This is a genomic window from Starkeya nomas, assembly GCF_902703545.1.
Lineage (GTDB): Bacteria > Pseudomonadota > Alphaproteobacteria > Rhizobiales > Xanthobacteraceae > Ancylobacter > Ancylobacter moscoviensis.
In genome coordinates this window covers 3,051,375-3,077,027 of record NZ_CACSAS010000001.1, presented here as the reverse complement: position 1 = coordinate 3,077,027, position 25,653 = coordinate 3,051,375, and the positions used below count along the sequence as shown (strand labels likewise).

Below are 25,653 nucleotides of genomic sequence, written 5' to 3'. Positions count from 1 at the left end.
CGGAAACGTGTATGAGTGAAAAACAACAAGAAGAAGGTGAAATCGAGCTTGACGCGAGCAATGCCGCCGAACGCAGGACTCTTATCTGGGTTCTTGCCATAAACTTCTTGCAGGTGATCGTGGCCGGTGTCGTCGGCGTTATCGCAGACTCGACAGGTCTCTTGGGTGCCGCCCTGGATAATTTGGGAGATGCCGGCGTTTATGCCGTCAGCCTTTATGCCGTCGGCCGGACGATCGTGGCAAAGGTGCGAGTGGCGCGTCTTTCGGGTTTGCTTCTGATCGCCTTTGGACTTGCATTGTTCGTGGAGGTGCTTCGCCGTTTCTTCGTGGGTGCCGAGCCAATCGGCCTCGCCATGATCGTCACGGCTCTCGCCAATGCCGCGCTTAATGTAGTTTGCTTAAAACTGCTGCGGTCGCATCGGGATCGAGGTGTGCATCTCAAAGCGTCCTGGATCTTTACGACGAACGATATGCTGGCGAACGCCGGCATTGTCGCGTCGGGTGCCGCGGTCATGTTCTTCGCGTCCCCGCTGCCTGACCTAATCATCGGGTTGCTGGTTGGCGGCATCGTGCTCAAGGGTGGCTGGAATATCCTGAAGGAGGCGCACGATGCAATAGGTGATGGCTCGTCGCGGCCCAAGGGCCAGTCTAGTCCCGAGAACGACTGAAATAGTCGTAGTTTACAAAATGGTCTGTAGATTGGTTATGAGACGTGTCGACTCTTGATTCGGAGGAGTTCGGCATGTCTCAAAGCTATTATATTGGGCTGGATGTTTCCGCCCGAACAATCAATCTCTGCGTTGTCAACGCCGATGGGCAGGTAGCGCATGAACGAAAGCTTTCATCCAATCCGGAAGAGATTGCGCAGCATATCCTGTCGCTCCCGCTTCCAGTCGTCCGCGTCGGTCTCGAAGCAGGGATGCTGTCTCAGCACATTTATGGGCATTTAGCCGAAGCCGGCATTCCCATCGTGTGTGTAGAGACCCGGCACATGAAGGCGGCTCTCTCCGCGCAACTCAACAAGACCGACCGGCATGATGCGCGCGGAATCGCGCAGATGATGCGCGTCGGCCTCTTCAAACCCGTCCACGTCAAGACGCCGACAAGCCAGCGCCTTCGGACCGTCCTGACGGCCCGCCAACTCCTGCGAAACAAGCTCCAGGATGTTGAAAATGAAATCCGTGGTCTCATCCGAAACTTCGGATATCACCTCGGCAAAGTCACGGCGCGCGATTTCGAGCCGCGAGTACGGGAACTGATCGCAGGAAGCGACCTACACATAGTCGCTGATACGCTCCTGTTGGCGCGGCGATCGCTGCGGGAGCAGTTCGGTCGGTTGGACGATTTGCTTGTCCGTCTCGCGCGGGACGACACTGTTTCGCGCCGGTTTATGACGGTGCCGGGGGTCGGCCCGCTCGTAGCGCTCATCTTCCGGGCAACGGTCGATGTCCCATCTCGCTTCACTCGGTCGCGAACCGTTGGTGCCCATTTTGGTCTGACGCCGCGCAAGCACCAATCCGGCGAAGTGGATCGCACCGGCCGCATTTCGAGATGGGGTGACGCCATGACGCGCAGCGCGCTCTACGAGGCAGCACAGGTGCTACTGACTCGCGTAAAACGCTGGTCCACCCTAAAGGCTTGGGCTGCTCAGGTCTCGCGACGTCGAGGCCACAAGAAGGCGATCGTCGCCCTCGCTCGCCGCATCGGTGTCATACTGCATCGCATGTGGGTGGATGGAACTGAGTTCGACTGGGGTAAGCGGCCAGAGGCCGCCGCTCCTCTGACATAGGTTCGGTCAGGCGCAAGTCTGACTGAGGCGTCTCCCTGCGAGGGGACGAGGGACGGTGAGTTCGCAAATACGACTTGGCAGCGTCGGCATGTCCAACGCGAAGCCGCATTATAGATTGCTCCGCCGGCTCTTCTGATCCCATCCTGTGGCGGCCTCGTGCCGACCACGAAGAGAAGCATGATCCTCGCGGGAATACGGCTCAAAGCTGATCGTCGGGCCGGACCAATTCCATGTGGCTGACGCCGAGGGCCTGAGCCAATTCATAAAGCGTGATCACGGTCGGGTTCCTCCGGCCGCGTTCAAGGCTGCTGAGATACTGTTGACTGAAACCGGAGCGCGCTTCGACCTCTTCCTGGGTCAGGCCTTTCTCCCGACGCAGGCGGGCGAAGTTCCGGCCGACCAATTTGCGCATATCCATGCGCAGGAGGATCGTGATTTACATACTTTGAGTTTATCAACTATAGTATGTAAATGAGCCAGCGGAGCGCGCGGGAAGCCTCGCTATCCGATTGGCCCGAATAGAGAAGTCGTAGTTCTGGCGCGCGTGCCGGCGTGAGTGGGAGGTGATCATGCATGATCACCGCCCGACAATCACGGGCCGCACGCGCGTTGCTGGGTTGGACACAGGAGACGCTCGCTGACAAGGCCCAGGTATCACTGACCGCGTTGAAGCGCCTCGAATCCGAAAGTGGCCTCGAGGTGTATGAGACGACGCGCGATCAGGTTCGTCGGGCCTTTGAAGGCAACGGCATCGTTCTCCTCACATCCGACCAGGGTGAAGGTGTGATGCTTGTCCGTGCGAAAATCGACAGCCGCAAGTCTTCGTGATTTCTGCCCGTTTGAACTAACAGGCGATACACACGGCGCATCGCCTGATGCGTCGCGATACTCGCTGCTTCGCACCCAAATACAATGGTTAACACGGGGATTTAGAACAGCTATAAATGGGTACTGGGGCACAATATGACGGACATAGATTTTCTCGACGAACCGCCGGAAAGCGCGGTGCTCACGGCATATGACCGTAAGCACATGGTTCTCTATCTGCGCCTGCTCGACGCAGCGACTGACGGCGCCGATTGGTGTGAAGTCGTTACGATCCTGTTCGGCCTCGACCCCACGAACGAGCCGGAACGTGCGCGCCATGTCCATGACACCCATCTGGCCCGCGCGCGCTGGATGACGGAGCACGGCTATCGCTTGTTGGTGCGCGAAGGCCGGCTTCATTGATCGAATGGCGATGCAGTCGCGGCATCGCACGTTGCAACCTTCAGGACTTCCGACCAGCATTGCAACCGGGAATCATCACAGGCCGCGATACGCACGAATGATGCGAGCCTGGAGGAAACATGACTCCCGATATATCGAACTGGAGAGCTTCACCGAACTACGACTATATCGACCGCCTAGTGGCGCCCGATCTCGCCTGGGAATGGTTGCGGCGCAACAGCGAGTATCAGCATGACTATTCCAAGGTCGAAGGCCAGACGGATGAGTCCGAGTTGCTTGTGAACGCAGTGCGGCGCCGCTGGGGCCTGCAATTTCCTTGTCCACCCTATTTTCACCGCCGTTGAGATTCCCGTCTTCTGGTCGCCTGAAGAAGACAGCAGCGTTATCGTCCTGACGGACGTTCCATCGCTTCTTCCGTCCGACAGCAATTTCAGCACCGCCCTCGATACGAACGAACCCCGCCTCGACGGAGCCGGCGCGCACTTCCTCTATGATCTCGGCAACGGGCAGTCGCTGCACCTGGTCCGCTTGAGCGGCGTCGATGGAGCCCAGCCTCTGGCTGCCCTCGTACCTATCGACGCGGATGGTCTCGATCGTGCCGAAGCGGTTACTCGCCTTCTCAAGGCGCTTCATGGGCGTGTCGTTCCACAGGACGCCCGATTGACCGGCCAGCAATTGCGCCGCGCGCGCCATATGCTGCAAGCCGTCGATGGCCGGACCGACGGCGCGAGTTATCGCGAGATCGCCGAAATCCTCTTCGGCGTGCGTCGTGTCGCCGACCAGCCCTGGAAAACATCTGCGCTTAGAGACACCGTCAAGGATCTCGTCCGCGACGGCCTTGCCATGATCCAGGGCGGATATCGTCAGCTTCTGCGTCATCGTCGCCGATCCTAGCGAATTTCCCCTTTCCGGGAGGGGGGAGAATTTAGCCCTCCCATCTTCGCCCTCCCTCCTGCCGGGCCTTCTTCGCCACCGTGCTCTTCGTCCGCCGCCGATCCTCGACGGCCCTAACGAAGCCCACGGAGGCCCGATCCATGCGACCCGAACTCGCCGTTTTGCCGCCGCGCTTCCTGCGCACCAAGGAAGCCGCCGAATTCCTCAGTCTTTCAGCCCGCACGCTCGAAAAGCACCGGACCTATGGGACTGGCCCGGCCTACCGCAAGCTCGGCGGCCGCGTTGTCTACGCGGTCGACGACCTACAAGCCTGGGCCGAGCGTGGCGCCGTCACCTCGACCTCCGATCCGCGCGGCGCGGTGCTGCCCGCCAAGCGGCAAGAGCCGACGCAGCCGGCCCATGCCGGCCGTTACGCCCGCTGAGCGGTCGGCCATGACGTTTCACCGTCACAGCAACGAGCGCGATCAGCTCGATCTCTTCCGGACGCTGCCGGGCGATCTTGCACCGCGCGACGCCCAGGATCTCATGGCCTATCCGTTCTTCTCGCTCGCCAAATCGAAGCGCCTGGCGCCGATCGACTTCAAGGCCGGGTCGATCGTGATCCGAGTCGAAGCCGTTGCCGAACACGGCATGGCGACCATCTGGGACGCGGATGTGCTGATCTGGGCGGCGTCCCAGATCGTCGAAGCACGTGATCTGGGTCTGCGGCCGTCCCGCCTGATGGCGACGACGCCCTACGAAATCCTGACCTTCATCGGCCGAGGCGTCAGCCTGCGCGACTACGACCGCCTCAAGGCGGCGCTCGATCGGCTTCAGTCAACCACCGTGGCGACATCGATCCGCCAGCCGACCGAGCGGCGCATGCACCGCTTCTCCTGGATCAACGAGTGGAAGGAAAAGGCCGATCATCGTGGTCGCCCGCTCGGGCTCGAACTGATCCTGCCCGACTGGTTCTACGCCGCTGTCCTCGACGACGCGCTCGTGCTGACCATCGACCAGGCTTATTTCGACCTGACTGGCGGGCTCGAACGCTGGCTCTATCGGCTCGTGCGCAAGCATGGCGGCCGCCAGGAATATGGCTGGAGCTTCGATCTCCTCCACCTGCACGCCAAGTCAGGGTCGCTCTCGCCTCTCAAGCACTTCGCCTACGACCTGCGCGACATCGTCCGGCGCCAGCCGCTGCCCGGCTACCGGCTCGTGATCGAGCAGCCGTCAGGTCTTCCCGAACGCCTTTCCTTCGCTCCGACCGACCCGGCCCCCTTCGGCGTGCCGCGGCTTCGCCGTCGCCGTGCAACCGCTCGCCCTGGGGATAAGCTGTGAATAGTCTCGTGCTATCAGGGACCGCACCTATCGTGCCATCGGGGACCGTATCCTCGTGCTATCGGGGACCGGAATCGTCGATTCCTCGCTTTGAATCAAAAGCTTGCAGCGCCCGTAACTTATCTAACCAGAATTCCTATGGAATTCTTCTAACGCACTCCGCCGTTTCTACGATTGCGGATAACCGCTCGCCGACGATCGGGAGCGCGTCATGATAGTCGCGCTCCTCAACCAGAAGGGCGGCGTCGGTAAGACGACGCTGGCGCTGAACCTTGCAGGCGAATGGGCTCGGCAGGGAAAGCGCGTCACCCTGATCGATGCGGACCCGCAAGGCTCGGCGCTCGACTGGTCGCAACAACGCAGCCGCGAGGGCTTGGCCCGCTCGTTCGGCGTCGTCGGCCTGGCACGCGATACGCTGCATCGGGAAGCGCCAGAACTGGCCCGCGATGTCGATCATGTCGTCATCGACGGCCCGCCCCGCGTCGCCGCGCTGATGCGCTCAGCGCTGCTCGCCGCAGATCTCGTGCTGATCCCGGTGCAGCCCTCGCCGCTCGACGGCTGGGCCGCGGCCGAGATGCTGGCGCTCGTCACCGAGGCGCGCATCTACCGGCCCGAACTCGCCGCGCGGTTCGTCCTCAACCGTTGCGGCGCCCGAACTGTCCTCGCCCGCGAGACAGCCGAGACGCTGGCCGACCACGATCCACCCGTGCTCGCCAGCACGATCGGTCAGCGCATCGCCTTTGCGGCGGCTGCGCAGTCGGGCCGCCTGGTCTCGGAACTCGACGACAACACACCCGCCACGCGCGAGATCGCGGCACTGGCCGACGAGATCGACCGGCTCGGTATCGGAAGGGCTGCACGATGAGCGAGCGCCCAACCCGTCGCGGCTTCGCTTCCAGGCCTGCCGATCCAGAACACTGGATCAAGGCGGCCGATACGCCACCACGCGACAGCGACGCGGGCGGCTTCACCGCGCGGCTCACCATCGACGTGACCCCGGAATTGCGCGGCCGGATCAAGATCATCGCGTTCCGGCGCGGGCAGACCGTCGCCGACATGCTGCGCGACCTGCTCGCGCGCGAATATCCCCCAACCTCCGAAGGAGACCCATCATGACCAGCGCCGCGGTTCCCTCCGCGCGCGGCGGCCCGGTGCCGCGCGTGCATTCCGCCGACAGCCTTACCCATGTCGAGCTGACCCATATCGAAAAGCGGATCGAGAACTGGATCAGGTTCGGTCGCGAGGCGAGCGAACAGGTGCTCGACCGCCGCCGTCGCATCTTTTCCTACCGGCCCGGCAGCGTCTTCGCCTTCGTGCGGTGGGCGGCCAACGACTTCGGCACGATCATTTCGCGCATCGATATCGTGCGCGCCGTGGAACCAGGTGAGCCTTACCAGACGCTGCCTTTCGTGCGGCCCGGCGGCGACATCCTGCTCAAGATCGAGGGCTGGCCGAAAGTCGAACAGGTGCTCCACCACATCGATGCGGTGGAGGCCGCCGGCATCGACGCCTGCGACGTCGCGCCCGATCATTGGCGGCACGTCGCCAACCGGATGAGCGCTGGCCACGCGCCGCGGGCCTACACGATGGATCGACATCAGGCGTGGCTTAAGCGGCGGGAGATCGAACAATGACCCGCTTCGGCTACGTCATGGTGACGTATTTCTCGGTGATGGGCGTGGCGCTGGCCTCGTTCATTCCGACGCCGCTCCGCCTCGTCTGGAATGCCTCAGCCAGCGTGCCGATCGGCCTCTATGACCTCGACCCGCCGCGCAATCTGGCGGTCGGCGATCTTGTCGCGGTCATGCCGGACAAGCCGCTCGCCGACTTCATGGTGGAGCGCGGCTATATCGGCCCAGGCGTGCCGCTGATGAAGCGCGTCATGGGACTTCACGGCCAACAGGTCTGCCGCACCGGCAACACCATCACGGTCGATGCCGTGCCGCTCGGCGATGCGCTCGACCGAGACCGGCATGGCCGCGAACTGCCCATCTGGCACGGCTGCCGTCGCATCGCGGACGGCGACATCTTCCTCATGAACCCCGATGTCCGCGACAGCCTGGACGGCCGCTACTTCGGCCCGATCCCGGCGCACGCCGTCATCGGCAAGGCAACGCCGCTCTACACCGACGAGGACGGCGACGGCCGCTACGTCGGGCGTGCCGCTACGCGCTGACCGCTTCCCCATCGGCGGGAGCGGTGCTCGCCGACGGTTTTCCAACGCCACCGCCAAGGAAACCATCATGCCACAGATCGGTACATTCACCCGCGAGCCATCCGGCTTCATCGGGCATCTGACGACGCTCGTCTTGAACCAAGACGTCATCATCATTGAAGCCGAATCGTCCGACGCCGAGAACGCCCGCAATTATCGGGTCCATGTCTTCGACGGCATGAACAACGAGACTGGCCCGGAAATCGGAGCGGGCTGGAAGCGTACCGGCGAACGCGCAGGCGAATACATCGCCTTGCTGATCGACGATCCGGCCTTCCCGCAGCCGATCCGCGCCAACTTGTTCCGCGACGATGATGCCGGCAACGCGTGGTCACTGCACTGGAGCCGCCCCCAGGCGCGCGGCGGGAAGGACTGACGCCATGCGCCGTCCCGACCTCCTTCTCCTTTCCGGCCTGATCTTCGCCGCCCCTTGGACGGCCTCCGCGCTCGCGCAGGCGGAGCCGGTGCAACGTCCGGCGCCTGTCACCCCCTATGCCGCCTATATCGCGGAGGCCTCGCAGCGTTTCGGCATCCCGACCGCATGGATCAAGGCCGTCATGCGGGTCGAAAGCGCGGGCGACCGACAGGCAATCTCGTCGGCCGGCGCGATGGGGCTGATGCAGATCATGCCCGACACCTGGGCGGAACTGCGCGTGCGGCACCGGCTCGGCAGCGATCCCTATGACCCGCGCGACAACATCCTGGCGGGCACGGCTTACCTGCGCGAACTCTACGACCGTTACGGCTCCCCGGGGTTTCTCGCAGCGTACAATGCCGGTCCCGGCCGTTACGAAGCCTCGCTTTCCGGCCGCACGCTGCCCGCCGAAACCCGTGCCTATGTCGCAGCCATCGCGCCGGTCATCGACGGCAGCGAAACCGTCAACCCTGTCCTCGTCGCCTCGGTTGAGCCGCTCGCCTGGACCCGCGCGCCGCTGTTTGTAGCGCAACGGATAAGCGCCACGGCTGCCGATCCCGTGTCGGCAGATCGTCCACCGAACGAAGTACCTGCGGCAGTTGCCGTGCGCGATGTCTCCGCCATCGCGCCGCAGTCCGGCGGCCTGTTCGTGCCGCGCCCTGCGGAAAGGCCGGTCCCATGACCGTATTGCCTCCCATTCGCATCCTGTCGAGCTCTGGCGCAGTATGGAAGGCGCTGAGGTGGGGACCGGGCAACACGACCGAAGGAGGGCAGGATAAAAGGGCGCACATTGCGCTTCGGTCGGTTGGTTGTTTTTGTTGGATTTTCCCGAAGGTTCCGCACCTTGCTGCCTTTATCGGCAATGTGCGCTACACGCCCAATCCGCTGTATCTCAAAGAGCTTTCGCACATTGCAGGGCCGCGCCATGTCCGATGAGCGCGAATTCCGTGTCCGGCCGGGCCGCATCCGCTCGTCGGGCGCGCAGCGGGCCAAGCCCTTCATCGCGCAGGCATTGGCAGCGGCGAAGAAGGCCGGCGGCGGCGTGTCGCGCTCGGGCCGCATCGTGCCCGGCAATCGCTCGCGCTTCGGGCATGGTCAGCGCGCCAGCATCCAGGCCAACCGCCTCATCACTTCGCGCTCGCGTGGCGCCGTCATCAAGGCGCGCGTCGTGCGCCATGCGGCCCGGACCGCACCGCTGGCGCAGCATCTCAACTATCTGCGCCGCGAGGGCGTGACCCGAGACGGGGAGAAGGCCCGTTTGTTCGGGCCGGGAAGCGAAAACGCGGATGCCGGCGCCTTCGCCGAGCGCTGCCAGGACGACCGGCATCATTTCCGCTTCATCGTCTCGCCCGACGACGCGCTGGAGATGGCCGACCTCAGATCCTTCGCCCGCGATCTCGTCGGGCAGATGGAAAAAGATCTCGGCACCCGGCTCGACTGGGTGGCGGTCGATCACTGGAACACCGAGCATCCGCATGTCCATCTGATCGTCCGTGGCGTTCGTGACGACGGCCAGGACCTCGTCATCGCGCGCGACTACATCAAGGAAGGGATGCGCGACCGAGCGCGCGATCTCATCACTCAGGAACTGGGGCCACGCACCGATCTCGATATTCGCCGCACCCTCGAGCGGCAGATCGACACCGAACGCTGGACACAGCTCGACCGTCAGCTTGTTCGCGACGGGCGCGATGCGGGGATCATCGACCTTGCGCCGGTTCCAGGCCAACAGCCCGACGAGTTCCACGCCTTGAAGGTCGGTCGTCTGCGCAAGCTCGAAACCCTCGGACTCGCCAGCCAGGTCGGCAACGCACAATGGTTCATCAAGCCCGAAGTCGAGAAGACGCTGCGCGAACTGGGTGAGCGCGGCGACATTATCAAGCGGATGCACAAGGCACTGACGGAGCGCGGTATCGACCGCGGCTCCACCAACTATGTCCTGGCTGCGGAAAGCCTCGATCTGCCCGTTGTCGGGCGACTGGTCGAACGCGGTCTCGATGACGAGCTGAACGGGACGGCCTACGCCGTGGTGGATGGCGTGGACGGACGCACCCATCATATCAAACTGCCCGACCTCGATGCGGCCGGCGACAGCGCGCCGGGCTCGATCGTCGAACTCAGAAAGTTCGATGACGCGCGTGGCCAGCGCCGCGTCGCGCTCGCCGTGCGCTCCGATCTGGACGTTGATGCACAGGTCACCGCGTCGGGCGCCACCTGGCTCGACCGGCAGAACATTGCGCGCGAGCCGGTCGCTCTCTCCGAGGGTGGCTTCGGCGCCGAGGTGCGGCAAGCCATGTCCGCCCGTGCCGAGCATCTGGTCGAACAGGGCCTTGCCGAGCGGCAGGGCCAGCGCATCAGTTTCGGCCGCAACCTGATCGACACGTTGCGCCGCCGGGAACTGGAGGCGGCTGGTGACAAGCTCGCCGCTAAGACCGGCCAGCCCTTCAACCGGGCGTGCAGCGGCGAATATGTCGCCGGCACCTATCGTCAGCGCCTCACGCTCGCCTCCGGCCGTTTCGCGATGATCGACGACGGGCTCGGTTTCCAACTCGTGCCCTGGACGCCCTCGCTCGAAAAGCAGCTCGGCCGCCATGTCTCCGGCGTCGTCCGCGACGGCGGCGGCATCGACTGGAGTTTTGGCCGCAAACGGGGGCTCGGCCTCTAGCCCTTCATTCCCAAGAAAGGACCGTCGCCATGTCGGCCACCAAAATCCTCTGGGGTCAGATCCTCACCGTCTTTCTGATCGTGCTCGCCACCACTTGGGGCGCAACCGAATATGTCGCGTGGAAGCTCGGCTTTCAGGCGCAGCTCGGGCCGCCGTGGTTCACGGTCTTCGGCTTCCCCTTCTACCTGCCCCCCGCCTTCTTCTGGTGGTGGTACTTCTACGATGCCTATGCGCCGGAGATTTTCACCCAAGGCGCATTCATCGCTGCATCAGGCGGCTTCATCGCCGTGGGCGTCGCCATCGGCATGTCGGTCTGGCGGGCGCGTGAGGCCAAGAAGGTCGAGACCTATGGCTCCGCTCGTTGGGCCGAGACGGAAGAAGTCAAAGCCGCCGGGCTTCTCGGCCCGGATGGCGTGGTGCTCGGCAAACTTGATCGCGACTACCTCCGCCATGACGGGCCGGAGCATGTGTTGTGCTTCGCGCCGACGCGTTCCGGCAAGGGTGTCGGCCTGGTCGTACCATCGCTGCTGACCTGGCCGGGCTCGGCCATCGTTCACGACATCAAGGGTGAAAACTGGCAGCTCACCGCCGGCTTCCGCGGCCGGCATGGCCGCGTGCTCTTGTTCGATCCGACCAACGTGAAATCTTCCGCCTACAATCCACTGCTCGAGGTCCGCCGGGGCGAGTGGGAAGTTCGCGACGTCCAGAATATCGCCGACATCCTGGTCGACCCGGAAGGTTCGCTGGAGAAGCGAAACCATTGGGAGAAAACCTCTCATGCCTTGCTGGTCGGCGCGATCCTCCATGTCCTCTATGCCGAAGAGGACAAGACGCTGGCCGGTGTCGCCGCCTTCCTCTCCGATCCGAAGCGACCGATCGAGTCGACGCTCGCCGCGATGATGAAAACCGCGCATCTCGGCGAAGCCGGGCCGCATCCCGTCATCGCCAGCGCCGCACGCGAGCTGCTGAACAAATCCGACAACGAGCGGTCGGGCGTACTGTCCACGGCAATGTCTTTCCTCGGTCTCTACCGCGATCCCGTGGTCGCCGAGGTGACGCGCCGCTGCGACTGGCGCATCACCGACATCGTGACAGCCAAACAGCCGACGACGCTCTATCTCGTGGTGCCGCCGTCCGATATCAATCGCACCAAGCCGCTGATCCGCCTGATCCTCAATCAGGTCGGCCGCCGCCTGACCGAGGATCTGCAGGCCAAAGCCGGGCGGCACAGGTTGCTCCTGATGCTGGACGAGTTCCCGGCCCTGGGGCGCCTGGACTTCTTCGAGTCGGCGCTGGCCTTCATGGCCGGCTATGGGTTGAAAAGCTTCCTGATCGCGCAGTCGCTGAACCAGATCGAGAAGGCCTACGGGGCGAACAACTCCATCCTCGACAACTGCCATGTCCGCGTGAGCTTCGCCACGAACGATGAGCGCACGGCCAAGCGCGTGTCGGACGCACTCGGCACCGCGACCGAGATGAAGGCGATGAAGAACTATGCCGGGCATCGTCTCTCGCCCTGGCTTGGGCACCTGATGGTCTCCCGCTCCGAGACGGCGCGCCCGCTGCTCACGCCTGGTGAAATCATGCAGCTTCCGCCGAGTGACGAGATCGTCATGGTCGCGGGCACGCCGCCGATCCGGGCAAAGAAGGCGCGCTATTACGAGGACAACAGGTTCAAGGAGCGCATCCTGCCGCCTCCCGCCCTCACCACACCGAAGCAGGGGCGCCCCGACGATTGGACCTCGCTGCCGCTTCCGCCACGTCCCCAGCTCGCCGAGGCGAAACCGGTCGAGGCCGCCCAGGATGAAGACCCGACCGAATCCGAGCGGCGCCATCAACCGGAGCTCAATCGGGTGCAGTCGGTCGAGAAGACGCCTCCCATCGAAAACGAGTTTGAGATCGATGCTGATCGTGATGACGAGATGGAGGACGCGGCTACCCGCAACAGGCGGATGACCGGGCTCATGCAGGGCGTGGCGCGACAGGTCTCGCTCGATCCGAACGACGGCATGGAGCTATGAAGGCCGTGGAGACCCGCAAGAAGAAGGCCCAGATCTCAGTCTATCTCGATCCGGCGATCATGACGATGCTTGCCGACCATGCGGCGCGCCGGGACCAGTCGCAGTCGATGATCGCCGAGGCTGCGATCGCGTCCTTCCTGTCACCGGATGCGGCTGAGCGCCGGGAAGCAGTGATCGCCAAGCGTCTCGATCAGCTCGATCGCCGCATGACCCGGCTTGAGCGCGATAGCGGCATCGCGGTGGAGAGCCTGGCCGTGTTCATCAAGTTCTGGCTCGCGACCACGCCTGCGTTGCCCGAGCCTGCCGCGCAGGCAGCACGCGCCAAGGCCGGCGAACGCTACGACCAGTTCGTCACTGCGCTCGGTCGGCGTCTCGCCAAGGGGCCGAAGCTCCGGCAGGAGGTTTCGGAGGATATCGTTAGCCCGGCTGACAACCTTTCGGAGGATTAAGCGTCTCGCGACCTGTCATCCTCGGTCGCCTCATCCCCAGTTTCTGGTGCGGACTTCAGAAGAGCATAGATTTCGGCAAGCGTTGCCTCTGATGGAGGTTCCCACGGCTGCGCATTCGTCAACACATTCATGAGATGATCCAACTCCTCCTGTGTCGGTGTAGGTGGCTCTGGTGAAGTCAGGCCCGTGTCATTACGGAATTTCCCAATCGCGTTTTTCAGAGTGTCAATTTCGTCGCGCTTGTAGACGGTGCCGTCTTGGGAAAGCATGTCATCAATTGCGATTTCCATTTCATCAAGAGCGCGTGCCAGCCAGTTTTTTCGCCGATTGTATTTTTGTCGGGCTGAGCTTTTCGGGTTTTTTGGAGCCTTCGATAAGGCATTCTCGGACAACAATTGGTCAAAAATGTCTTGGGGTTCGTCGCTCAATCCTTACTCCATCATCAGCGTTTCGAATCGAGGTCGAGACATCTCGATCACGAAGGATTTGCGGCTCGGAGATTAAAGGTCAACCGGGAAAGCCTGCTCCGCCGTTCTCCTGTATTTGTACGCCACACTACTACGCCTCTAGTTTCTTGTTGAAGCGGCCCAAAATCGGGCTCTTTTAATCATCCCCGTCCGGGGACCGTCTGATGTCTCCCGGCGAGATCGGGGATCAGATGGCGGCTTCTCACCACAATTCGGAAGGCCTGGCGCGCGGGGCGCGGATGCTGCGCACCGCGCTTGGCCCCGCCATTGCCCGATTTCTCGAAGACGCCTCCGTCGTTGAGGTGATGCTGAACCCGGACGGTCGAATCTGGATCGATCGTCTCTCCGAAGGGCTGTCCGACACAGGTGAGCGGCTATCACCGGCGGACGGCGAGCGCATCGTGCGCTTGGTCGCGCATCATGTCGGCGCGGAGGTTCACGCTGGCGCTCCGCGTGTCTCGGCCGAGCTGCCCGAAACGGGGGAACGGTTCGAGGGGCTGTTGCCGCCCGTGGTCGCGGCTCCGGCCTTCGCAATCCGCAAGCCTGCCGTCGCCGTCTTCACGCTCGACCAATACGTCACGGCCGGCATCATGTCCGCTGGACAGGCAGAAGCATTGCGGCAGGGCGTCGCCACACGCGCCAACATCCTCGTCGCCGGCGGCACTTCCACCGGCAAGACGACACTGACCAACGCACTGCTGGCAGAGGTGGCTAAGACCTCCGATCGCGTCGTCATCATCGAAGACACGCGCGAACTGCAATGCGCGGCGCCGAACCTCGTCGCTATGCGAACGAAGGATGGCGTTGCCTCGCTCTCCGATCTCGTTCGTTCGTCACTGCGCCTGCGCCCCGACCGCATCCCGGTCGGAGAAGTGCGCGGCGCGGAAGCACTCGACCTGCTCAAAGCCTGGGGCACCGGCCATCCGGGCGGCGTCGGCACCATCCACGCCGGCAGCGCCATTGGCGCGCTGCGACGCATGGAGCAACTCATCCAGGAAGCCGTCGTCACCGTCCCCCGCGCGCTGATCGCCGAGACGATCGACCTCGTGGCCGTCCTCTCCGGCCGCGGTTCAGCGCGCCGGCTCTCCGAACTCGCCCGAGTCGAGGGCCTTGGCCCGAACGGCGATTACCGCGTCGCGCCCGCCGTCAGCTCCCCGGTTCTTGGGGGCGACGGCGGTGCGGCCCCCACCAACCACATCCTCATCCCCAGCCTCGAAGGAGAAAACCCGTGATCCAGCGCCTGCGCCTTGTGCGCCAACGCCTCGCAATGACCGTATCCGTCGCCACGCTTTCCGTGGTGATGGCTGCGCCTGCCAATGCCTCTGGCTCGTCCATGCCATGGGAAGCACCGCTCCAATCCATCCTTCAGTCGATCGAAGGCCCGGTTGCCAAGATCATTGCCGTGATCGTCATCATCTCGACCGGCCTGGCGCTGGCTTTCGGCGACACATCCGGCGGCTTCCGCCGGCTGATCCAGATCGTATTCGGCCTGTCGATCGCCTTCGCGGCCAGCTCGTTCTTCCTCTCGTTCTTCAGCTTCGGTGGCGGAGCGCTCGTCTGATGACGGGCGCTGCCGAACAGAACGGCGAAGTGCCGGGCTTCACAGTTCCGGTCCACCGGGCGCTGACCGAGCCGATCCTGCTCGGCGGCGCCCCGCGCGCCATCGCGATCATGAACGGCACGCTGGCGGGTGCGGTCGGCCTTGGCCTGCGGCTCTGGCTGGTCGGCCTCGCCATCTGGGCGATCGGCCATTTCGCGGCGGTGTGGGCGGCGAAGCGTGACCCGCTGTTTGTCGAGGTTGGCCGTCGCCATCTGCGCATCCCCGCGCATCTCACGGTCTGAGGAAAGCGCAGCAATGATGAACCTCGCCGAATACCGCGACAAGAATGCACGGCTCGCCGACTTTCTGCCCTGGGCCGCCCTAATCGGCCCCGGCATCGTGCTCAACAAGGACGGCAGCTTTCAGCGCACGGCGCGGTTTCGTGGTCCCGATCTGGATTCGGCTGTGCCCGCCGAGTTGGTCGCTGTCGCCGGCCGCCTCAACAACGCCTTCCGCCGTCTCGGCTCAGACTGGGCGATCTTCGTGGAGGCGCAACGCCATCCGGCTTCGATCTATCCGGCCAGCACCTTTCCCGATCCCGCTTCCGCGCTGGTCGATGCCGAGCGCAAGGCCGATTTCGAGGAAGCCGGCGCGCATTTCGAATCCAGCTATTTCCTGACGTTCACCTATCTGCCACCGGCCGAGGACGCTGCCCGCGCAGAAACCTGGCTCTACGAAGGCCGCGAGAAGACTGGCATCGACCCCAACGAGGTATTGACGAGCTTCGCCGACCGCACCGACGGGCTGCTGCGGTTGATCGAAGCCTTCATGCCGGAATGCCGCTGGCTCGATGATGGCGAGACGCTGACCTATCTGCACGGCTGCGTCTCAACGCACCGGCACCGCGTCCGCGTCCCCGAGACGCCGATCTATCTCGACGCGCTGCTCGCCGATCAGCCGCTCACCGGCGGGCTGGAGCCGCGACTGGGCACGTCGCATCTGCGTGTGCTGACCATCACCGGGTTTCCGACCGCGACCACGCCGGGCCTGCTCGACGAGCTGAACCGGCTGGCCTTTCCCTATCGCTGGTCCACCCGCGCGATCCTGCTCGACAAGACGGACGCCACCAAGCTGCTCACCAAGATCAGGCGGCAATGGTTCGCCAAGCGCAAGTCCATCGCCGCGATCCTCAAGGAGGTGATGACCAACGAGGCCTCCGTGCTGGTCGATACCGATGCGGCGAACAAGGCTGCCGACGCCGACTTTGCGCTGCAGGAACTGGGCGCCGACTATGCCGGCATCGCCTATGTCACCGCCACCGTGACGGTATGGGACGCCGATCCGCGCATCGCCGACGAGAAGCTGCGGCTGGTCGAAAAGGTCGTCCAGGGCCGCGACTTCACCGCGATGGCCGAGACCATCAACGCCGTGGACGCCTGGCTCGGCAGCCTGCCGGGCCATGTCTACGCTAATGTCCGGCAACCGCCGATCTCCACGCTCAATCTCGCCCACATGATCCCGCTTTCGGCGGTGTGGGCGGGGCCGGAACGGGACGAGCATTTTGCAGCGCCCCCACTGCTCTTCGGCAAGACCGAAGGCTCGACCCCGTTCCGGTTTTCCCTTCACGTCGGCGATGTCGGCCACACCCTCGTCGTCGGCCCGACCGGCGCGGGCAAGTCGGTGCTGCTGGCGCTGATGGCGCTGCAATTCCGCCGCTACGCTGGCGCACAGGTCTTCGCCTTCGACTTCGGCGGCTCGATCCGCGCCGCCGCACTCGCCATGCGCGGCGACTGGCACGATCTCGGCGGCGGCCTGACGGACGGTTCGGAGACCTCCGTCAGCCTCCAGCCGCTGGCGCGCATCGAGGAGACGAGCGAACGCGCTTGGGCCGCCGACTGGATCGTCGCCATCCTCCTGCGCGAAGGCGTCGCCATCTCGCCGGAGGTGAAGGAGCATATCTGGACGGCGCTGACCTCGCTGGCTTCAGCGCCGGTCGAAGAACGCACCGTCACCGGCCTATGCGTCCTGCTCCAGTCCAACGACCTGAAGCAGGCGCTCCGCCCCTATTGCATCGGCGGCGCATGGGGCCGGTTGCTCGACGCCGAGAGCGAACATCTCGGCACCGCGACGGTCCAGGCCTTCGAGACCGAAGGTCTGATCGGAACCGACGCCGCGCCCGCCGTGCTCGCCTATCTCTTCCACCGGATCGAAGATCGGCTCGACGGCTCACCAACCCTCATCATCGTCGATGAAGGCTGGCTGGCGCTTGATGATGAGGGCTTCGCCGGCCAGCTCCGTGAATGGCTGAAGACGCTCCGCAAGAAGAACGCCTCCGTCATCTTCGCCACGCAGTCGCTGTCGGACATCGACGGCAGCGCCATCGCACCCGCCATCATCGAGAGCTGCCAAACCCGACTCCTTCTGCCGAACGAACGGGCGATCGAGCCGCAGATCACCGCCATCTATCGCCGGTTCGGTCTCAACGATCGCCAGATCGAGATCCTCGCGCGGGCCATGCCCAAGCGCGATTACTACTGCCAGTCCCGACGCGGCAACCGGCTGTTCGAGCTCGGCCTGTCGGAGGTGGCGCTGGCGCTCTGCGCCGCATCCTCCAAGACCGATCAGGCCGCCATCGCCCGCATCACTGCCGAGCACGGCCCGGATGGCTTCCTCGGCGCATGGCTGCGCCTGCGCGGCGCTGACTGGGCCGCCGACCTCATTCCCAACCTCACCAACCTGGAGAAACTGCCATGAAACTGCGCCGTTCACGCGCGGCATTGCTTGCCGCGTCCATCCTGTCTGTCCCGCTGTCCCTGTCGCCGATCATCACGACGCCGGCCCACGCCATCATCGTGTTCGATCCCACCAACTACGCGCAGAACGTCCTTCAGGCCGCCCGCGCGCTCCAGCAAATCTCCAACCAGATCACCTCGCTTCAGAACGAAGCGCAGATGCTCATCAACCAGGCCCGCAACCTTGCGAATCTACCGTATTCCTCGCTGCAACAGCTCCAGCAGTCGGTGAGCCGCACGCAACAGCTTCTGAGCCAGGCGCAGAACATCGCCTACGACGTCCAGCAGATCGACCAGGCATTCCAGCAGAAATACGGGAGTGCCTCACTCTCCGCCTCGGACGCGCAACTCGTCGCCGACGCCAAATCGCGCTGGCAGAACACGGTCGGTGGCTTGCAGGACGCCATGAAGGTACAGGCCGGCGTCGTCGGCAACATCGACACCAACCGCGCCCAGATGTCAGCGCTTGTCGGCCAGAGCCAGGGCGCCACCGGCGCGCTTCAGGCAACCCAGGCCGGCAACCAGCTCCTCGCCCTTCAGGCCCAGCAACTCGCCGACCTCACCGCTGTCGTCGCAGCGAACGGTCGCGCACAGGCGCTGCAATCGGCCGAACAGGCGGCTGCGGCCGAACAGGGCCGCGAACAGCGTCGCCGTTTCCTGACGCCAGGCACGGGCTACCAGCCGGGCAACGCCCGGATGTTCCCCGGCAGCAACTGAACGGGGAGATCGCCATGGACGGCAAGATGCTCGCCCGGCTCGGCGCCGTCGTCTTCGTCGGCTTCGCCATCACCGCCACGGTCATAGAAGTGACACGCAAGCCCGAGGAGACGCAGGTCCGCACGCTCGTCCACGAGCGCGACGACACCGATGCGCTTCGCCAGGTCCTGCGCCGGTGCCGCGACATGGGCGAAGCGGCGACCCGCGATCCCGCCTGCCTCGATGTCTGGGCCAAGGCCCGTGACCGATTTCTGGGTCAAAGCCCGAAACCTTTCCAACCGGGCGGAACGAGGACGCCCGCATCGGAGGCGCCGGTGACGCTCTTCCCAACCGAAGATACGGCCATCAAGGAAAGCGCGCCCGCGCCCAAGGACACCGCGCCGGTCGCGCAACCCGAACCCGTCCGGCCGGGAGCGCACTGATATGGGCGGCACCGGCGTCATCGATCATTTCCTCGAGGTCTTCACCCGCTACATCGATGGCGGCTTCGGCCTGCTCGGCGGTGAGGTCGCCTTCATCGCCACCACGCTGATCGTCATCGATGTGTTGCTGGCAGCCCTCTTCTGGTCGTGGGGCGCCGATGAGGACATCATCGCGCGCCTGGTCAAGAAGACGCTCTTCGTCGGCGTCTTCGCCTACATCATCGGCAACTGGAACAATCTTGCCCGCATCGTCTTCGAGAGTTTTGCCGGCCTCGGCCTGAAGGCATCCGGCACGGGCTTTACCGTCACCGACTTTCTTCGCCCCGGCAAGGTGGCGCAGACCGGCCTCGATGCCGCCCGCCCGCTGCTCGATTCGATCTCGAACCTGATGGGCTATTGGTCCTTCTTCGAGAACTTCATCCAGATCGCCTGCATGCTGTTTGCCTGGATGCTGGTGCTGCTCGCCTTCTTCGTCCTCGCCGTCCAGCTCTTCGTGACGCTGATCGAGTTCAAGCTGACGACGCTCGCAGGATTCGTGCTGATCCCTTTCGGCCTGTTCGGCAAATCCGCCTTTATGGCCGAACGCGTGCTCGGCAACGTGATTTCGTCCGGCATCAAGGTGCTGGTGCTCGCCGTCATCATCGGCATCGGCTCGACGCTGTTCTCCGAGTTCACCGCCGGATTCGGCGGTGCTACCCCATCTATCGACGACGCCATGGCGATCGTGCTCGCCGCTTTGTCGCTGCTCGGCCTCGGCATCTTCGGTCCCGGCATCGCCAATGGCCTGGTCTCCGGCGGCCCGCAGCTTGGCGCTGGTGCCGCTGTCGGCACGGGTCTCGCCGCTGGTGGCATGGTCGCGGCGGGTGCGGCCACGGTAGGCGCCGTCGCATCTGGTGGCGCTGCCCTTGCCGGCGGCGCTGCTGCCGCTGCCCGTGGCGGGGCTGCGCTCGCGGGCGGCGCCTCGACCGCCTACGGCCTGGGCGCTGCCGGCCAATCCGGCGCATCGGCTGTGGCGTCGGGTCTCGGCAATGTCGCCAGCGCCGGCGCCCAAGCCGCCACCTCGCCGTTGAAACGCGCAGCAACCCAAACCGCTGATGGCTTCAAGTCCAGTTACCAGTCCGGGGCACGCGCAGCCTTCGAAATGACCGGCGGATCGTCCACCGCTGGCACGATCGGCGGCGAAGCCGACGCCGAGGCCGCTTCGGCGTCCGCCGCATCACCATCTCCCGCCACCGACGGCCCACCCGCCTGGGCGAAGCGCATGAAGCGTTCGCAGCAGATGTCCCACGGCGTCCAGGCCGCAGCTCACGCGGTCAAGTCGGGCGACAGCCATGGCGGCGGCTCTTCCGTCAACCTCTCCGAAAGCGACTGACCATGTTCAAACGACCCGCCACTCACTACGGTAAATCACCACAACCCGAGACGCCCTACCAGCGCGCCGCCCAGGTCTGGGACGACCGCATCGGTTCCGCCCGCGTGCAGGCCCGCAACTGGCGCTTCATGGCCTTCGGATCACTGGCGCTCTCAGCCGGATTGTCGGCCGCACTGGTCTGGCAGTCGATGAGCGGCTCGATCGTTCCCTGGGTGGTTCAGGTCGACAAGCTCGGCCAAGCGCAAGCCGTGGCACCGGCCGTCGCCGACTATCGCCCGACCGATCCGCAGATCGCCTTTCATCTCGCCCGCTTCATCGAAGAGGTCCGCTCGATCCCGGCCGACGCGATCATCGTCCGGCAAAACTGGCTTCGCGCCTACGACTTCACCACGCAGGCCGGGGCGCTCGCGCTCAACGATTATGCCCGCGCCAACGATCCCTTCACCAAGGTTGGCAAGCAGCAGATCGCCATCGAGGTCTCCAGCGTGATCCGGGCCTCACCAAACTCGTTCCGCGTCGCCTGGATCGAGCGCCGCTATCAGGACGGCTCGCTCGCCTCCACCGAACGGTGGTCCGCCATCCTCACCGTCGCCGTGCAGATACCACGCGACCCCGAAAAACTCCGGGCCAACCCGCTTGGAATCTATGTCAACGCCATCAACTGGTCGAAGGAGCTTGGACAATGACACCGACCTTCCGCGCCGCCGGGAGGCCGGCTTTCCGCAAATCCGCTTTCTCGGTTCTCCTCGTTTGCACCTCGGCGCTTGCAGGCTGCGCAACGATGCAGAAGCCCCCGGAAATCTCCTACGACGATGCCGCGCCCGCCGTGCAGACAGTCGATCCGCCCGCACCCGTCACGGTGGTCGAACTGCCAAAGCCGCTGCCGCTTCCCGGTCAGATGAAGCCGGTCGAAGCCTCACGCCGGACGCCGGAGCCGACTGATCCCGCCGCCCGCGTCAATCAGGCAAACGCCGCCGCCCGCATCCAACCCGTCCGTGACGGCTTCATCAATTCCATGCAGGTCTATCCCTTCACTCAAGGCGCGCTCTATCAGGTCTACACCGCCGTCGGTCAGATCACCGACATCGCGCTGCAGCCCGGCGAAACCCTCGTTGGCTCCGGCCCGGTCGCCGCCGGCGATACCGTCCGCTGGATCATCGGCGACACCGAAAGCGGCACAGGCGCGACCAAGCAGATCCATATCCTGGTGAAGCCCACGCGCACGGAGCTGATGACCAATCTCGTCATCAATACCAGCCTGCGCACCTATCATATGGAGTTGCGCTCGACCGAGAAGACCTACATGGCTTCGGTCTCCTGGCAGTATCCGCAGGACCAACTCATCGCGCTGCGTCGCCAGAATACGGAGGCGCAGGCCGTACAGCCCGTCGCCAGTGGCGTCGATCTGTCCCGCGTCAATTTCCGATACCAGGTGACGGGCGATCGCGCGCCGTGGCGGCCGCTACGCGCCTTCGACGACGGCAAACAGGTCTTCATCGAATTCCCGCGCGGCATCGGTCAGGGCGAGATGCCGCCGCTCTTCGTCGTCGGCCCCGAAGGCGACACGTCCGAGCTGGTGAACTACCGGGTGCGCGGCAACTACATGGTCATCGACCGGCTGTTCGCCGCCGCCGAGCTACGCTTCGGCGCAGCCAAGAACCAGAAGCGCGTGCGCATCTCCCGGACTGACGGGAGGCCTGCGTCGTGAACGAGATCGATCCCGATAAGGAGGAAGGCCGCAAGTCCGGGCTGGAACCCCAGCCGGAGTCCGACGATGATGCCCGGCCGTTGACCGGAGAACCGGCCGCGCCGATGCGGCTGCGTCCGGAGCCGCCGCGCGTCACCCGGCTCTCGCGCAAAGTGCTGGCTGGTCTCGGTCTGGTCGCCGGTGTTGGTATCGGTGGCGCGCTGATCTATGCGCTTCAGGTGCAGCATGACGGCCGGTCGAACGAGGAGCTGTATTCGACCGACAACCGGCCGACACCCGATGGCCTAAACACGCTTCCGAAGGACTATACCGGCCCGGTATTCGGCCCACCGCTGCCAGGCGATCTCGGCCGCCCGATCCTCGATGCGCAGAACCGCGGCCAGCCGGTGACGTCGTCACGGATCGGCACCCCCGCCGCGCAGCCCGGCCTCAGCGCCGAGGAACAGCGCCGATTGCAGGAGTTGGAGGCCGCTAGGACCGCGCGCCTCTTCACTTCGACCGAGACGCGCAACATGGCCTCGCCCGCCACCACGACAACAACCACAACGACGCCCTTGCCGGATCTGACCAGTCTCGGCCTCGCGCCGCAGCCAGCGACGCCCTCGGCGCAGGATCGGCAGCTCGCCTTCCTCAACCAGACGCCCGACAAACGCACCGTGTCGACCGATCGCGTCGCCGCTCCGGCATCGGCAAACACCCTTCAGGCCGGCGCGGTGATTTCCGCCGCGCTCATCACCGGCATTCGTTCCGACCTGCCCGGCCAGATCACGGCGCAGGTGACGGAGAACATCTATGACAGCCCGACCGGGCGCATCCTGCTCATCCCTCAGGGCACGCGCGTCATCGGTCAGTATGACAACGGCATCGGTTTCGGCCAGCGCCGCATCCTGCTCGTCTGGAACCGGCTGATTTTCCCGAACGGCCGTTCGATCGTGCTGGAACGCCAGCCGGGCGCGGATACGCAAGGCTATGCCGGCCTGGAGGATGGCGTCGATTATCACTGGGGAGAACTGTTCAAGGCCGCCGCGCTCTCGACGCTGCTCAGCATCGGTTCGCAAGCCGGTTCGTCGGACGAGGAAAGCGAAATCGTCCGTGCCCTGCGCCAGGGCGCTGGCGACAGTATCAGTCAGACCGGCCAGCAGATCGTTAGCCGCCAGCTCAACATCGCGCCGACGCTGACGATCCGACCGGGCTTCCCCGTTCGCGTCATCGTCACCCACGATCTCGTGCTCGAACCCTATGGAGGCTGACATGGCGAAGTTGAAACTTGGTCCGATCGCTGATGACAAGCCGGTCAAAGTCACGGTGGAACTGCCTGCGAGTCTCCATCGCGACCTCGCCGCCTATGCCGAAATTCTCGGCAGGGAGGGAGGGCACGCGCCCGCCGATCCCGTCCGCTTGATCGTGCCCATGCTGGAGCGGTTCATTGCGACAGACCGGGGTTTTGCGAAGGCCAAGCGCCAAAGTTCGTCTGCCTAGAGATCTTTGATTTCGATAGATGCTTGGCCAAGCTCAACAACCTGCGAAAAGCTGGATTGTCGTTCCGAGGAGACCATACGGCACAAAATGGCAGACGTTCTCCTTGGATAGGGCGGTAGGCAACACCAGGAAAACAGGCAGCTGTCGTGGATTCGCTTGTAACCGTGAGTCCGCGGCCGAATGCCACCAAAGGTAGTAGATTATCTCTCCCTACACGTTGGGGCTCGATTTGCGGATGATGTCCTAGTTCGGCCAACCGCATCACGAGAAAATCGTGAATTTCCTGGCCTGGCGGCGCGTCACTGACAATAAACGTTGAATCAGTCAGATCAGTCCATTTTACTTCGGTTTTGGCAGTCAAGTGATGATGCTCGGGCAAAGCGACAAACACCTTCTCCGACCACAACTCTGCGGAGTCGTAATCCGGACGTTTGGAAGTTCCAGTTAAAAAGGCCACGTCAATTTCAAGGCGGCGGATAGCTGATAAGTGATCCGCAGGGCTGCCATCAATGAAGTCCATCCGAACCTGAACGTGATTGGTTCCATATGCTTGGAACAAGTCTGCAAGAAATCCCGATGCCAGCGAAGAAAATATGCCGATCCTTACCGATCCCAGGTCGCCTCGCGCGATGACTTGGATGTCTCTAGTTCCCTCCGTCAGGGTTCTGAGAGCCTTACGGGCGGCAGGAAGAAAGCGTTCACCAGCTACGGTAAGAGCTACGCCGGAGCTGTGGCGGTGAAAGAGCGAAGCGCCGATTTGATCCTCGAGATTACGAATTCGTCTACTGACGGATGACTCCTGCACCGATAATGATAGCGCCGCTTTGCGGAAGCTCCCTTCCTCCGTTGCGGCAACAAAGTATCGTAGGTGACGTAGCGCGATGGCATTCGGCATCTGTGTCAAGGAGGGGGAAAGGGGTACTTCACACACAACTCGTTCCTTTCAGACCCTGCGTCTACACACAATGCAACCACCTATTTGGGGTTAGCGTGCGACAGCGAATCCCGGCGGCCCATCATGCAAATGAGCGTTTGCTGACCAATTGCCACAAGCGTTCGGCCATCCGCAGAGTCGGCAAACACTTCCAATTGACAGATTGTGAGCGTCTTTCCGGCCTTGATCACTTTGCCTAGCGCTTCGAGTTTATCGCCTAGAGCCGGGTTCAGCAGATTGATCTTGAATTCCACGGTGAGAACCGAGCTGAACTCTGGGAAAAGCGTAAAAGCGGCATAGCCGCCGGCAGAATCCGCGATTGCGGAAGTTCCTCCTGCATGGAAATAACCGTGCTGCTGCGAAAGCTCAGGCCGGAAAGGCATCTGGACAGATACCAGTCCCTGGCGAATTTCGGACAGTGTCGCGCCCAAATGGCTCATCAGCCCTTGGCGACGAAAGCTGTCACGAACCCGCTGCTCAACGCTCGCGTCTACGGCACTGCCAATAACCCTTTTCATGACACCTCCGGAGCAATGACCCTGGATGCCAAAACTACCGGGAGGTGGCGACATACTGGAGTGAAAAGCCCTGACAGGATGCTGAGAAAAACTCAGGTTCTTTCCGTCCACCATCGTCGTTGAAAGTTCTACTGGAGAGGGAAACTTGCCAGAAGTTCGACTGGCGGAAACTGCACAAGCTCGATCGCCGTGATATGACCGTCGTGATGGTCGAAATTGCGCATCGCCGCTTCCAAAGCCTTCTCCGGCTTTCCTTTTAGCGTGGCGACCGTGACATGAGGTACCCAACTACCAACCAAATGATGTTCGTGTATTTGCTGCCCTCGAACGGCTTCCACAATATTCTCATGAAGTGCAAGGAGCGATTGAGTTACGACAGGTGCAAGAAAAACATAGGATGGGGTCCCTGAAAATATTCCAAAGTGACTCATTTTTAATTTGAGCTGGCCAATGTCTTGGCAAGCTGCGGCGATTTGCTGAATCATGGGATCAACGCGTTCACCGTCCTCTATCACTGCCAAGGTGATGTGTGGTGGATAGTCCAGCTGCTTTTCTGCGTTCGGAGCCCGAACGAGGAGATCGTACCTTAACCGGTCTATTGTCTTGGAAAGGTGATCGTCCAATCGTGCAGCTATAACCAATGGCATGGGTCCATCTGATCCTTGAAAGCGCTGGAAATTCATTGTGTTGCCGACATCGTGCATTT

At 63.5% G+C, this 25,653-nt stretch carries 33 protein-coding genes; 28 read left to right on the top strand and 5 right to left on the bottom strand.

The features are described from left to right. The first annotated feature begins 11 nt into the window (after positions 1-11). Together STARVERO_RS14820 and STARVERO_RS14815 are read left to right on the top strand one after the other, a co-directional pair. On the top strand, positions 12-668 hold the full coding sequence (locus tag STARVERO_RS14820) for a cation efflux transmembrane domain-containing protein (protein ID WP_024343495.1): 657 nt from the start codon (positions 12-14) through the stop codon (positions 666-668). Positions 669-742: 74 nt separating this feature from the next. Next, positions 743-1,789, top strand: a complete 1,047-nt coding sequence (locus STARVERO_RS14815) for an IS110 family RNA-guided transposase (RefSeq protein ID WP_024343494.1) — start codon at positions 743-745, stop codon at positions 1,787-1,789. Positions 1,790-1,988: 199 nt separating this feature from the next. Here STARVERO_RS14815 and STARVERO_RS14810 read toward each other — a convergent pair whose 3' ends face one another. Beyond that, positions 1,989-2,207: a helix-turn-helix domain-containing protein gene (locus tag STARVERO_RS14810; protein ID WP_024343470.1), complete on the bottom strand. Its 219-nt coding sequence runs from the start codon at positions 2,205-2,207 to the stop codon at positions 1,989-1,991. A gap of 155 nt (positions 2,208-2,362) precedes the next feature. On the opposite strand from STARVERO_RS14810, the gene STARVERO_RS14805 reads away from it, so the two are divergent. The 15 genes from STARVERO_RS14805 to STARVERO_RS14740 all read left to right on the top strand — a co-directional run bounded on the left by STARVERO_RS14805 (position 2,363) and on the right by STARVERO_RS14740 (position 12,998). Beyond that, a complete protein-coding gene (locus STARVERO_RS14805; RefSeq protein WP_031304938.1) occupies positions 2,363-2,617 on the top strand; it encodes a helix-turn-helix domain-containing protein in 255 nt (84 codons plus the stop codon). Between the two features lie 135 nt (positions 2,618-2,752). Beyond that, the gene (locus tag STARVERO_RS14800; protein WP_021239885.1) at positions 2,753-3,019 is read left to right on the top strand and encodes a DNA -binding domain-containing protein; all 267 of its coding nucleotides are present in this window, start codon (positions 2,753-2,755) and stop codon (positions 3,017-3,019) included. A gap of 119 nt (positions 3,020-3,138) precedes the next feature. Beyond that, positions 3,139-3,363: a transcriptional regulator domain-containing protein gene (locus STARVERO_RS23555; protein WP_201766666.1), complete on the top strand. Its 225-nt coding sequence runs from the start codon at positions 3,139-3,141 to the stop codon at positions 3,361-3,363. A gap of 184 nt (positions 3,364-3,547) precedes the next feature. Next, positions 3,548-3,913, top strand: a complete 366-nt coding sequence (locus tag STARVERO_RS14795) for a DUF2285 domain-containing protein (protein ID WP_236613080.1) — start codon at positions 3,548-3,550, stop codon at positions 3,911-3,913. A 140-nt stretch (positions 3,914-4,053) separates the two neighbouring features. Next, positions 4,054-4,335: a helix-turn-helix transcriptional regulator gene (locus STARVERO_RS14790; protein WP_021239882.1), complete on the top strand. Its 282-nt coding sequence runs from the start codon at positions 4,054-4,056 to the stop codon at positions 4,333-4,335. Continuing rightward, positions 4,313-5,233 (top strand): replication initiator protein A, encoded by a 921-nt coding sequence (locus STARVERO_RS14785; protein ID WP_021239881.1) that lies wholly within the window; start codon positions 4,313-4,315, stop codon positions 5,231-5,233. Before STARVERO_RS14790 ends, STARVERO_RS14785 begins: the two co-directional genes overlap by 23 nt. 211 nt (positions 5,234-5,444) lie before the next feature. Beyond that, positions 5,445-6,098: a ParA family partition ATPase gene (gene parA / locus STARVERO_RS14780; RefSeq protein ID WP_021239880.1), complete on the top strand. Its 654-nt coding sequence runs from the start codon at positions 5,445-5,447 to the stop codon at positions 6,096-6,098. Then, positions 6,095-6,349 carry a hypothetical protein gene (locus tag STARVERO_RS14775; protein ID WP_021239879.1) on the top strand — a complete coding sequence of 85 codons (255 nt, stop codon included), beginning with the start codon at positions 6,095-6,097 and terminating at the stop codon, positions 6,347-6,349. Before parA ends, STARVERO_RS14775 begins: the two co-directional genes overlap by 4 nt. Further along, the gene (locus STARVERO_RS14770) at positions 6,346-6,867 is read left to right on the top strand and encodes a DUF2840 domain-containing protein (RefSeq protein WP_021239878.1); all 522 of its coding nucleotides are present in this window, start codon (positions 6,346-6,348) and stop codon (positions 6,865-6,867) included. Before STARVERO_RS14775 ends, STARVERO_RS14770 begins: the two co-directional genes overlap by 4 nt. Then, a complete protein-coding gene (locus tag STARVERO_RS14765; protein ID WP_021239877.1) occupies positions 6,864-7,409 on the top strand; it encodes a S26 family signal peptidase in 546 nt (181 codons plus the stop codon). The genes STARVERO_RS14770 and STARVERO_RS14765 overlap by 4 nt, the downstream gene beginning before the upstream one ends. 67 nt (positions 7,410-7,476) lie before the next feature. Beyond that, positions 7,477-7,824: a DUF736 domain-containing protein gene (locus STARVERO_RS14760; RefSeq protein ID WP_021239876.1), complete on the top strand. Its 348-nt coding sequence runs from the start codon at positions 7,477-7,479 to the stop codon at positions 7,822-7,824. A 4-nt stretch (positions 7,825-7,828) separates the two neighbouring features. Continuing rightward, the gene (locus STARVERO_RS14755) at positions 7,829-8,545 is read left to right on the top strand and encodes a lytic transglycosylase domain-containing protein (protein ID WP_159599692.1); all 717 of its coding nucleotides are present in this window, start codon (positions 7,829-7,831) and stop codon (positions 8,543-8,545) included. 243 nt (positions 8,546-8,788) lie between these two features. After that, positions 8,789-10,528: a relaxase/mobilization nuclease domain-containing protein gene (locus STARVERO_RS14750; RefSeq protein WP_159601805.1), complete on the top strand. Its 1,740-nt coding sequence runs from the start codon at positions 8,789-8,791 to the stop codon at positions 10,526-10,528. A 29-nt stretch (positions 10,529-10,557) separates the two neighbouring features. Continuing rightward, positions 10,558-12,549, top strand: coding sequence for a conjugal transfer protein TraG (locus STARVERO_RS14745; RefSeq protein ID WP_021239873.1), 1,992 nt, complete (start codon positions 10,558-10,560; stop codon positions 12,547-12,549). 5 nt (positions 12,550-12,554) lie between these two features. Then, positions 12,555-12,998 (top strand): CopG family transcriptional regulator, encoded by a 444-nt coding sequence (locus STARVERO_RS14740; protein WP_152522119.1) that lies wholly within the window; start codon positions 12,555-12,557, stop codon positions 12,996-12,998. Here STARVERO_RS14740 and STARVERO_RS14735 read toward each other — a convergent pair. Continuing rightward, positions 12,995-13,426 (bottom strand): hypothetical protein, encoded by a 432-nt coding sequence (locus STARVERO_RS14735; RefSeq protein ID WP_152522118.1) that lies wholly within the window; start codon positions 13,424-13,426, stop codon positions 12,995-12,997. The genes STARVERO_RS14740 and STARVERO_RS14735 overlap by 4 nt on opposite strands. A 230-nt stretch (positions 13,427-13,656) precedes the next feature. Between STARVERO_RS14735 and trbB the strand changes: the two genes are divergently transcribed. Genes trbB through STARVERO_RS14680 form a run of 11 tightly spaced genes read left to right on the top strand, consistent with a single transcriptional unit; the run spans position 13,657 to position 23,495 of the window. Further along, the gene (gene trbB / locus STARVERO_RS14730; RefSeq protein WP_041208771.1) at positions 13,657-14,697 is read left to right on the top strand and encodes a P-type conjugative transfer ATPase TrbB; all 1,041 of its coding nucleotides are present in this window, start codon (positions 13,657-13,659) and stop codon (positions 14,695-14,697) included. Continuing rightward, on the top strand, positions 14,694-15,026 hold the full coding sequence (locus STARVERO_RS14725; RefSeq protein ID WP_021239869.1) for a TrbC/VirB2 family type IV secretion system protein: 333 nt from the start codon (positions 14,694-14,696) through the stop codon (positions 15,024-15,026). The genes trbB and STARVERO_RS14725 overlap by 4 nt, the downstream gene beginning before the upstream one ends. Then, complete coding sequence (locus STARVERO_RS14720; protein ID WP_021239868.1) at positions 15,026-15,307, top strand: VirB3 family type IV secretion system protein; 282 nt, start codon at positions 15,026-15,028, stop codon at positions 15,305-15,307. Before STARVERO_RS14725 ends, STARVERO_RS14720 begins: the two co-directional genes overlap by 1 nt. A gap of 13 nt (positions 15,308-15,320) precedes the next feature. Then, entirely contained in the window at positions 15,321-17,759 is a 2,439-nt protein-coding gene (gene trbE, locus STARVERO_RS14715; RefSeq protein ID WP_159599690.1) for a conjugal transfer protein TrbE, read from the top strand. After that, positions 17,756-18,514: a P-type conjugative transfer protein TrbJ gene (gene trbJ / locus STARVERO_RS14710; protein ID WP_159599688.1), complete on the top strand. Its 759-nt coding sequence runs from the start codon at positions 17,756-17,758 to the stop codon at positions 18,512-18,514. The genes trbE and trbJ overlap by 4 nt, the downstream gene beginning before the upstream one ends. A gap of 14 nt (positions 18,515-18,528) precedes the next feature. After that, entirely contained in the window at positions 18,529-18,936 is a 408-nt protein-coding gene (gene trbK-alt, locus STARVERO_RS23705) for a putative entry exclusion protein TrbK-alt (protein WP_159599686.1), read from the top strand. A 1-nt stretch (position 18,937) separates the two neighbouring features. Then, the gene (gene trbL, locus STARVERO_RS14700) at positions 18,938-20,308 is read left to right on the top strand and encodes a P-type conjugative transfer protein TrbL (RefSeq protein ID WP_159599684.1); all 1,371 of its coding nucleotides are present in this window, start codon (positions 18,938-18,940) and stop codon (positions 20,306-20,308) included. A gap of 2 nt (positions 20,309-20,310) precedes the next feature. Next, positions 20,311-20,994, top strand: coding sequence for a conjugal transfer protein TrbF (gene trbF / locus STARVERO_RS14695; protein WP_021239569.1), 684 nt, complete (start codon positions 20,311-20,313; stop codon positions 20,992-20,994). Next, positions 20,991-22,016, top strand: coding sequence for a P-type conjugative transfer protein TrbG (gene trbG / locus STARVERO_RS14690; protein ID WP_021239568.1), 1,026 nt, complete (start codon positions 20,991-20,993; stop codon positions 22,014-22,016). The genes trbF and trbG overlap by 4 nt, the downstream gene beginning before the upstream one ends. Then, the gene (locus tag STARVERO_RS14685; RefSeq protein WP_422802147.1) at positions 22,013-23,266 is read left to right on the top strand and encodes a TraB/TrbI/VirB10 family type IV secretion system protein; all 1,254 of its coding nucleotides are present in this window, start codon (positions 22,013-22,015) and stop codon (positions 23,264-23,266) included. Before trbG ends, STARVERO_RS14685 begins: the two co-directional genes overlap by 4 nt. Position 23,267: 1 nt before the next feature. Beyond that, on the top strand, positions 23,268-23,495 hold the full coding sequence (locus STARVERO_RS14680) for a DUF2274 domain-containing protein (RefSeq protein ID WP_159599682.1): 228 nt from the start codon (positions 23,268-23,270) through the stop codon (positions 23,493-23,495). Here the strand turns inward: STARVERO_RS14680 and STARVERO_RS14675 are convergent. The 3 genes from STARVERO_RS14675 to STARVERO_RS14665 all read right to left on the bottom strand — a co-directional run bounded on the left by STARVERO_RS14675 (position 23,440) and on the right by STARVERO_RS14665 (position 25,651). Next, entirely contained in the window at positions 23,440-24,390 is a 951-nt protein-coding gene (locus tag STARVERO_RS14675) for a LysR family transcriptional regulator (RefSeq protein WP_159599680.1), read from the bottom strand. The genes STARVERO_RS14680 and STARVERO_RS14675 overlap by 56 nt on opposite strands. 80 nt (positions 24,391-24,470) lie before the next feature. Further along, positions 24,471-24,947 carry a PaaI family thioesterase gene (locus tag STARVERO_RS14670; protein WP_159599678.1) on the bottom strand — a complete coding sequence of 159 codons (477 nt, stop codon included), beginning with the start codon at positions 24,945-24,947 and terminating at the stop codon, positions 24,471-24,473. A gap of 128 nt (positions 24,948-25,075) precedes the next feature. Continuing rightward, on the bottom strand, positions 25,076-25,651 hold the full coding sequence (locus STARVERO_RS14665; protein WP_159599676.1) for a 2'-5' RNA ligase family protein: 576 nt from the start codon (positions 25,649-25,651) through the stop codon (positions 25,076-25,078). Positions 25,652-25,653 lie beyond the last annotated feature (2 nt).

Coding starts and splice junctions, on each gene's coding strand:
- parA (WP_021239880.1), top strand. CDS start 5,445: ATGATAGTCGCGCTCCTCAACCAGAAGGGCGGCGTCGGTAAGACGACG.
- STARVERO_RS14755 (WP_159599692.1), top strand. CDS start 7,829: ATGCGCCGTCCCGACCTCCTTCTCCTTTCCGGCCTGATCTTCGCCGCC.
- STARVERO_RS14675 (WP_159599680.1), bottom strand. CDS start 24,390: ATGCCGAATGCCATCGCGCTACGTCACCTACGATACTTTGTTGCCGCA.
- STARVERO_RS14790 (WP_021239882.1), top strand. CDS start 4,054: ATGCGACCCGAACTCGCCGTTTTGCCGCCGCGCTTCCTGCGCACCAAG.
- trbK-alt (WP_159599686.1), top strand. CDS start 18,529: ATGGACGGCAAGATGCTCGCCCGGCTCGGCGCCGTCGTCTTCGTCGGC.
- STARVERO_RS23555 (WP_201766666.1), top strand. CDS start 3,139: ATGACTCCCGATATATCGAACTGGAGAGCTTCACCGAACTACGACTAT.
- STARVERO_RS14680 (WP_159599682.1), top strand. CDS start 23,268: ATGGCGAAGTTGAAACTTGGTCCGATCGCTGATGACAAGCCGGTCAAA.
- STARVERO_RS14670 (WP_159599678.1), bottom strand. CDS start 24,947: ATGAAAAGGGTTATTGGCAGTGCCGTAGACGCGAGCGTTGAGCAGCGG.
- STARVERO_RS14665 (WP_159599676.1), bottom strand. CDS start 25,651: ATGCACGATGTCGGCAACACAATGAATTTCCAGCGCTTTCAAGGATCA.
- STARVERO_RS14805 (WP_031304938.1), top strand. CDS start 2,363: ATGATCACCGCCCGACAATCACGGGCCGCACGCGCGTTGCTGGGTTGG.
- STARVERO_RS14720 (WP_021239868.1), top strand. CDS start 15,026: ATGACGGGCGCTGCCGAACAGAACGGCGAAGTGCCGGGCTTCACAGTT.
- STARVERO_RS14810 (WP_024343470.1), bottom strand. CDS start 2,207: ATGGATATGCGCAAATTGGTCGGCCGGAACTTCGCCCGCCTGCGTCGG.
- trbF (WP_021239569.1), top strand. CDS start 20,311: ATGTTCAAACGACCCGCCACTCACTACGGTAAATCACCACAACCCGAG.
- trbG (WP_021239568.1), top strand. CDS start 20,991: ATGACACCGACCTTCCGCGCCGCCGGGAGGCCGGCTTTCCGCAAATCC.
- STARVERO_RS14820 (WP_024343495.1), top strand. CDS start 12: ATGAGTGAAAAACAACAAGAAGAAGGTGAAATCGAGCTTGACGCGAGC.
- trbL (WP_159599684.1), top strand. CDS start 18,938: ATGGGCGGCACCGGCGTCATCGATCATTTCCTCGAGGTCTTCACCCGC.
- STARVERO_RS14760 (WP_021239876.1), top strand. CDS start 7,477: ATGCCACAGATCGGTACATTCACCCGCGAGCCATCCGGCTTCATCGGG.
- trbB (WP_041208771.1), top strand. CDS start 13,657: ATGGCGGCTTCTCACCACAATTCGGAAGGCCTGGCGCGCGGGGCGCGG.
- trbJ (WP_159599688.1), top strand. CDS start 17,756: ATGAAACTGCGCCGTTCACGCGCGGCATTGCTTGCCGCGTCCATCCTG.
- trbE (WP_159599690.1), top strand. CDS start 15,321: ATGATGAACCTCGCCGAATACCGCGACAAGAATGCACGGCTCGCCGAC.
- STARVERO_RS14770 (WP_021239878.1), top strand. CDS start 6,346: ATGACCAGCGCCGCGGTTCCCTCCGCGCGCGGCGGCCCGGTGCCGCGC.
- STARVERO_RS14745 (WP_021239873.1), top strand. CDS start 10,558: ATGTCGGCCACCAAAATCCTCTGGGGTCAGATCCTCACCGTCTTTCTG.
- STARVERO_RS14785 (WP_021239881.1), top strand. CDS start 4,313: ATGCCGGCCGTTACGCCCGCTGAGCGGTCGGCCATGACGTTTCACCGT.
- STARVERO_RS14765 (WP_021239877.1), top strand. CDS start 6,864: ATGACCCGCTTCGGCTACGTCATGGTGACGTATTTCTCGGTGATGGGC.
- STARVERO_RS14775 (WP_021239879.1), top strand. CDS start 6,095: ATGAGCGAGCGCCCAACCCGTCGCGGCTTCGCTTCCAGGCCTGCCGAT.
- STARVERO_RS14815 (WP_024343494.1), top strand. CDS start 743: ATGTCTCAAAGCTATTATATTGGGCTGGATGTTTCCGCCCGAACAATC.
- STARVERO_RS14800 (WP_021239885.1), top strand. CDS start 2,753: ATGACGGACATAGATTTTCTCGACGAACCGCCGGAAAGCGCGGTGCTC.
- STARVERO_RS14750 (WP_159601805.1), top strand. CDS start 8,789: ATGTCCGATGAGCGCGAATTCCGTGTCCGGCCGGGCCGCATCCGCTCG.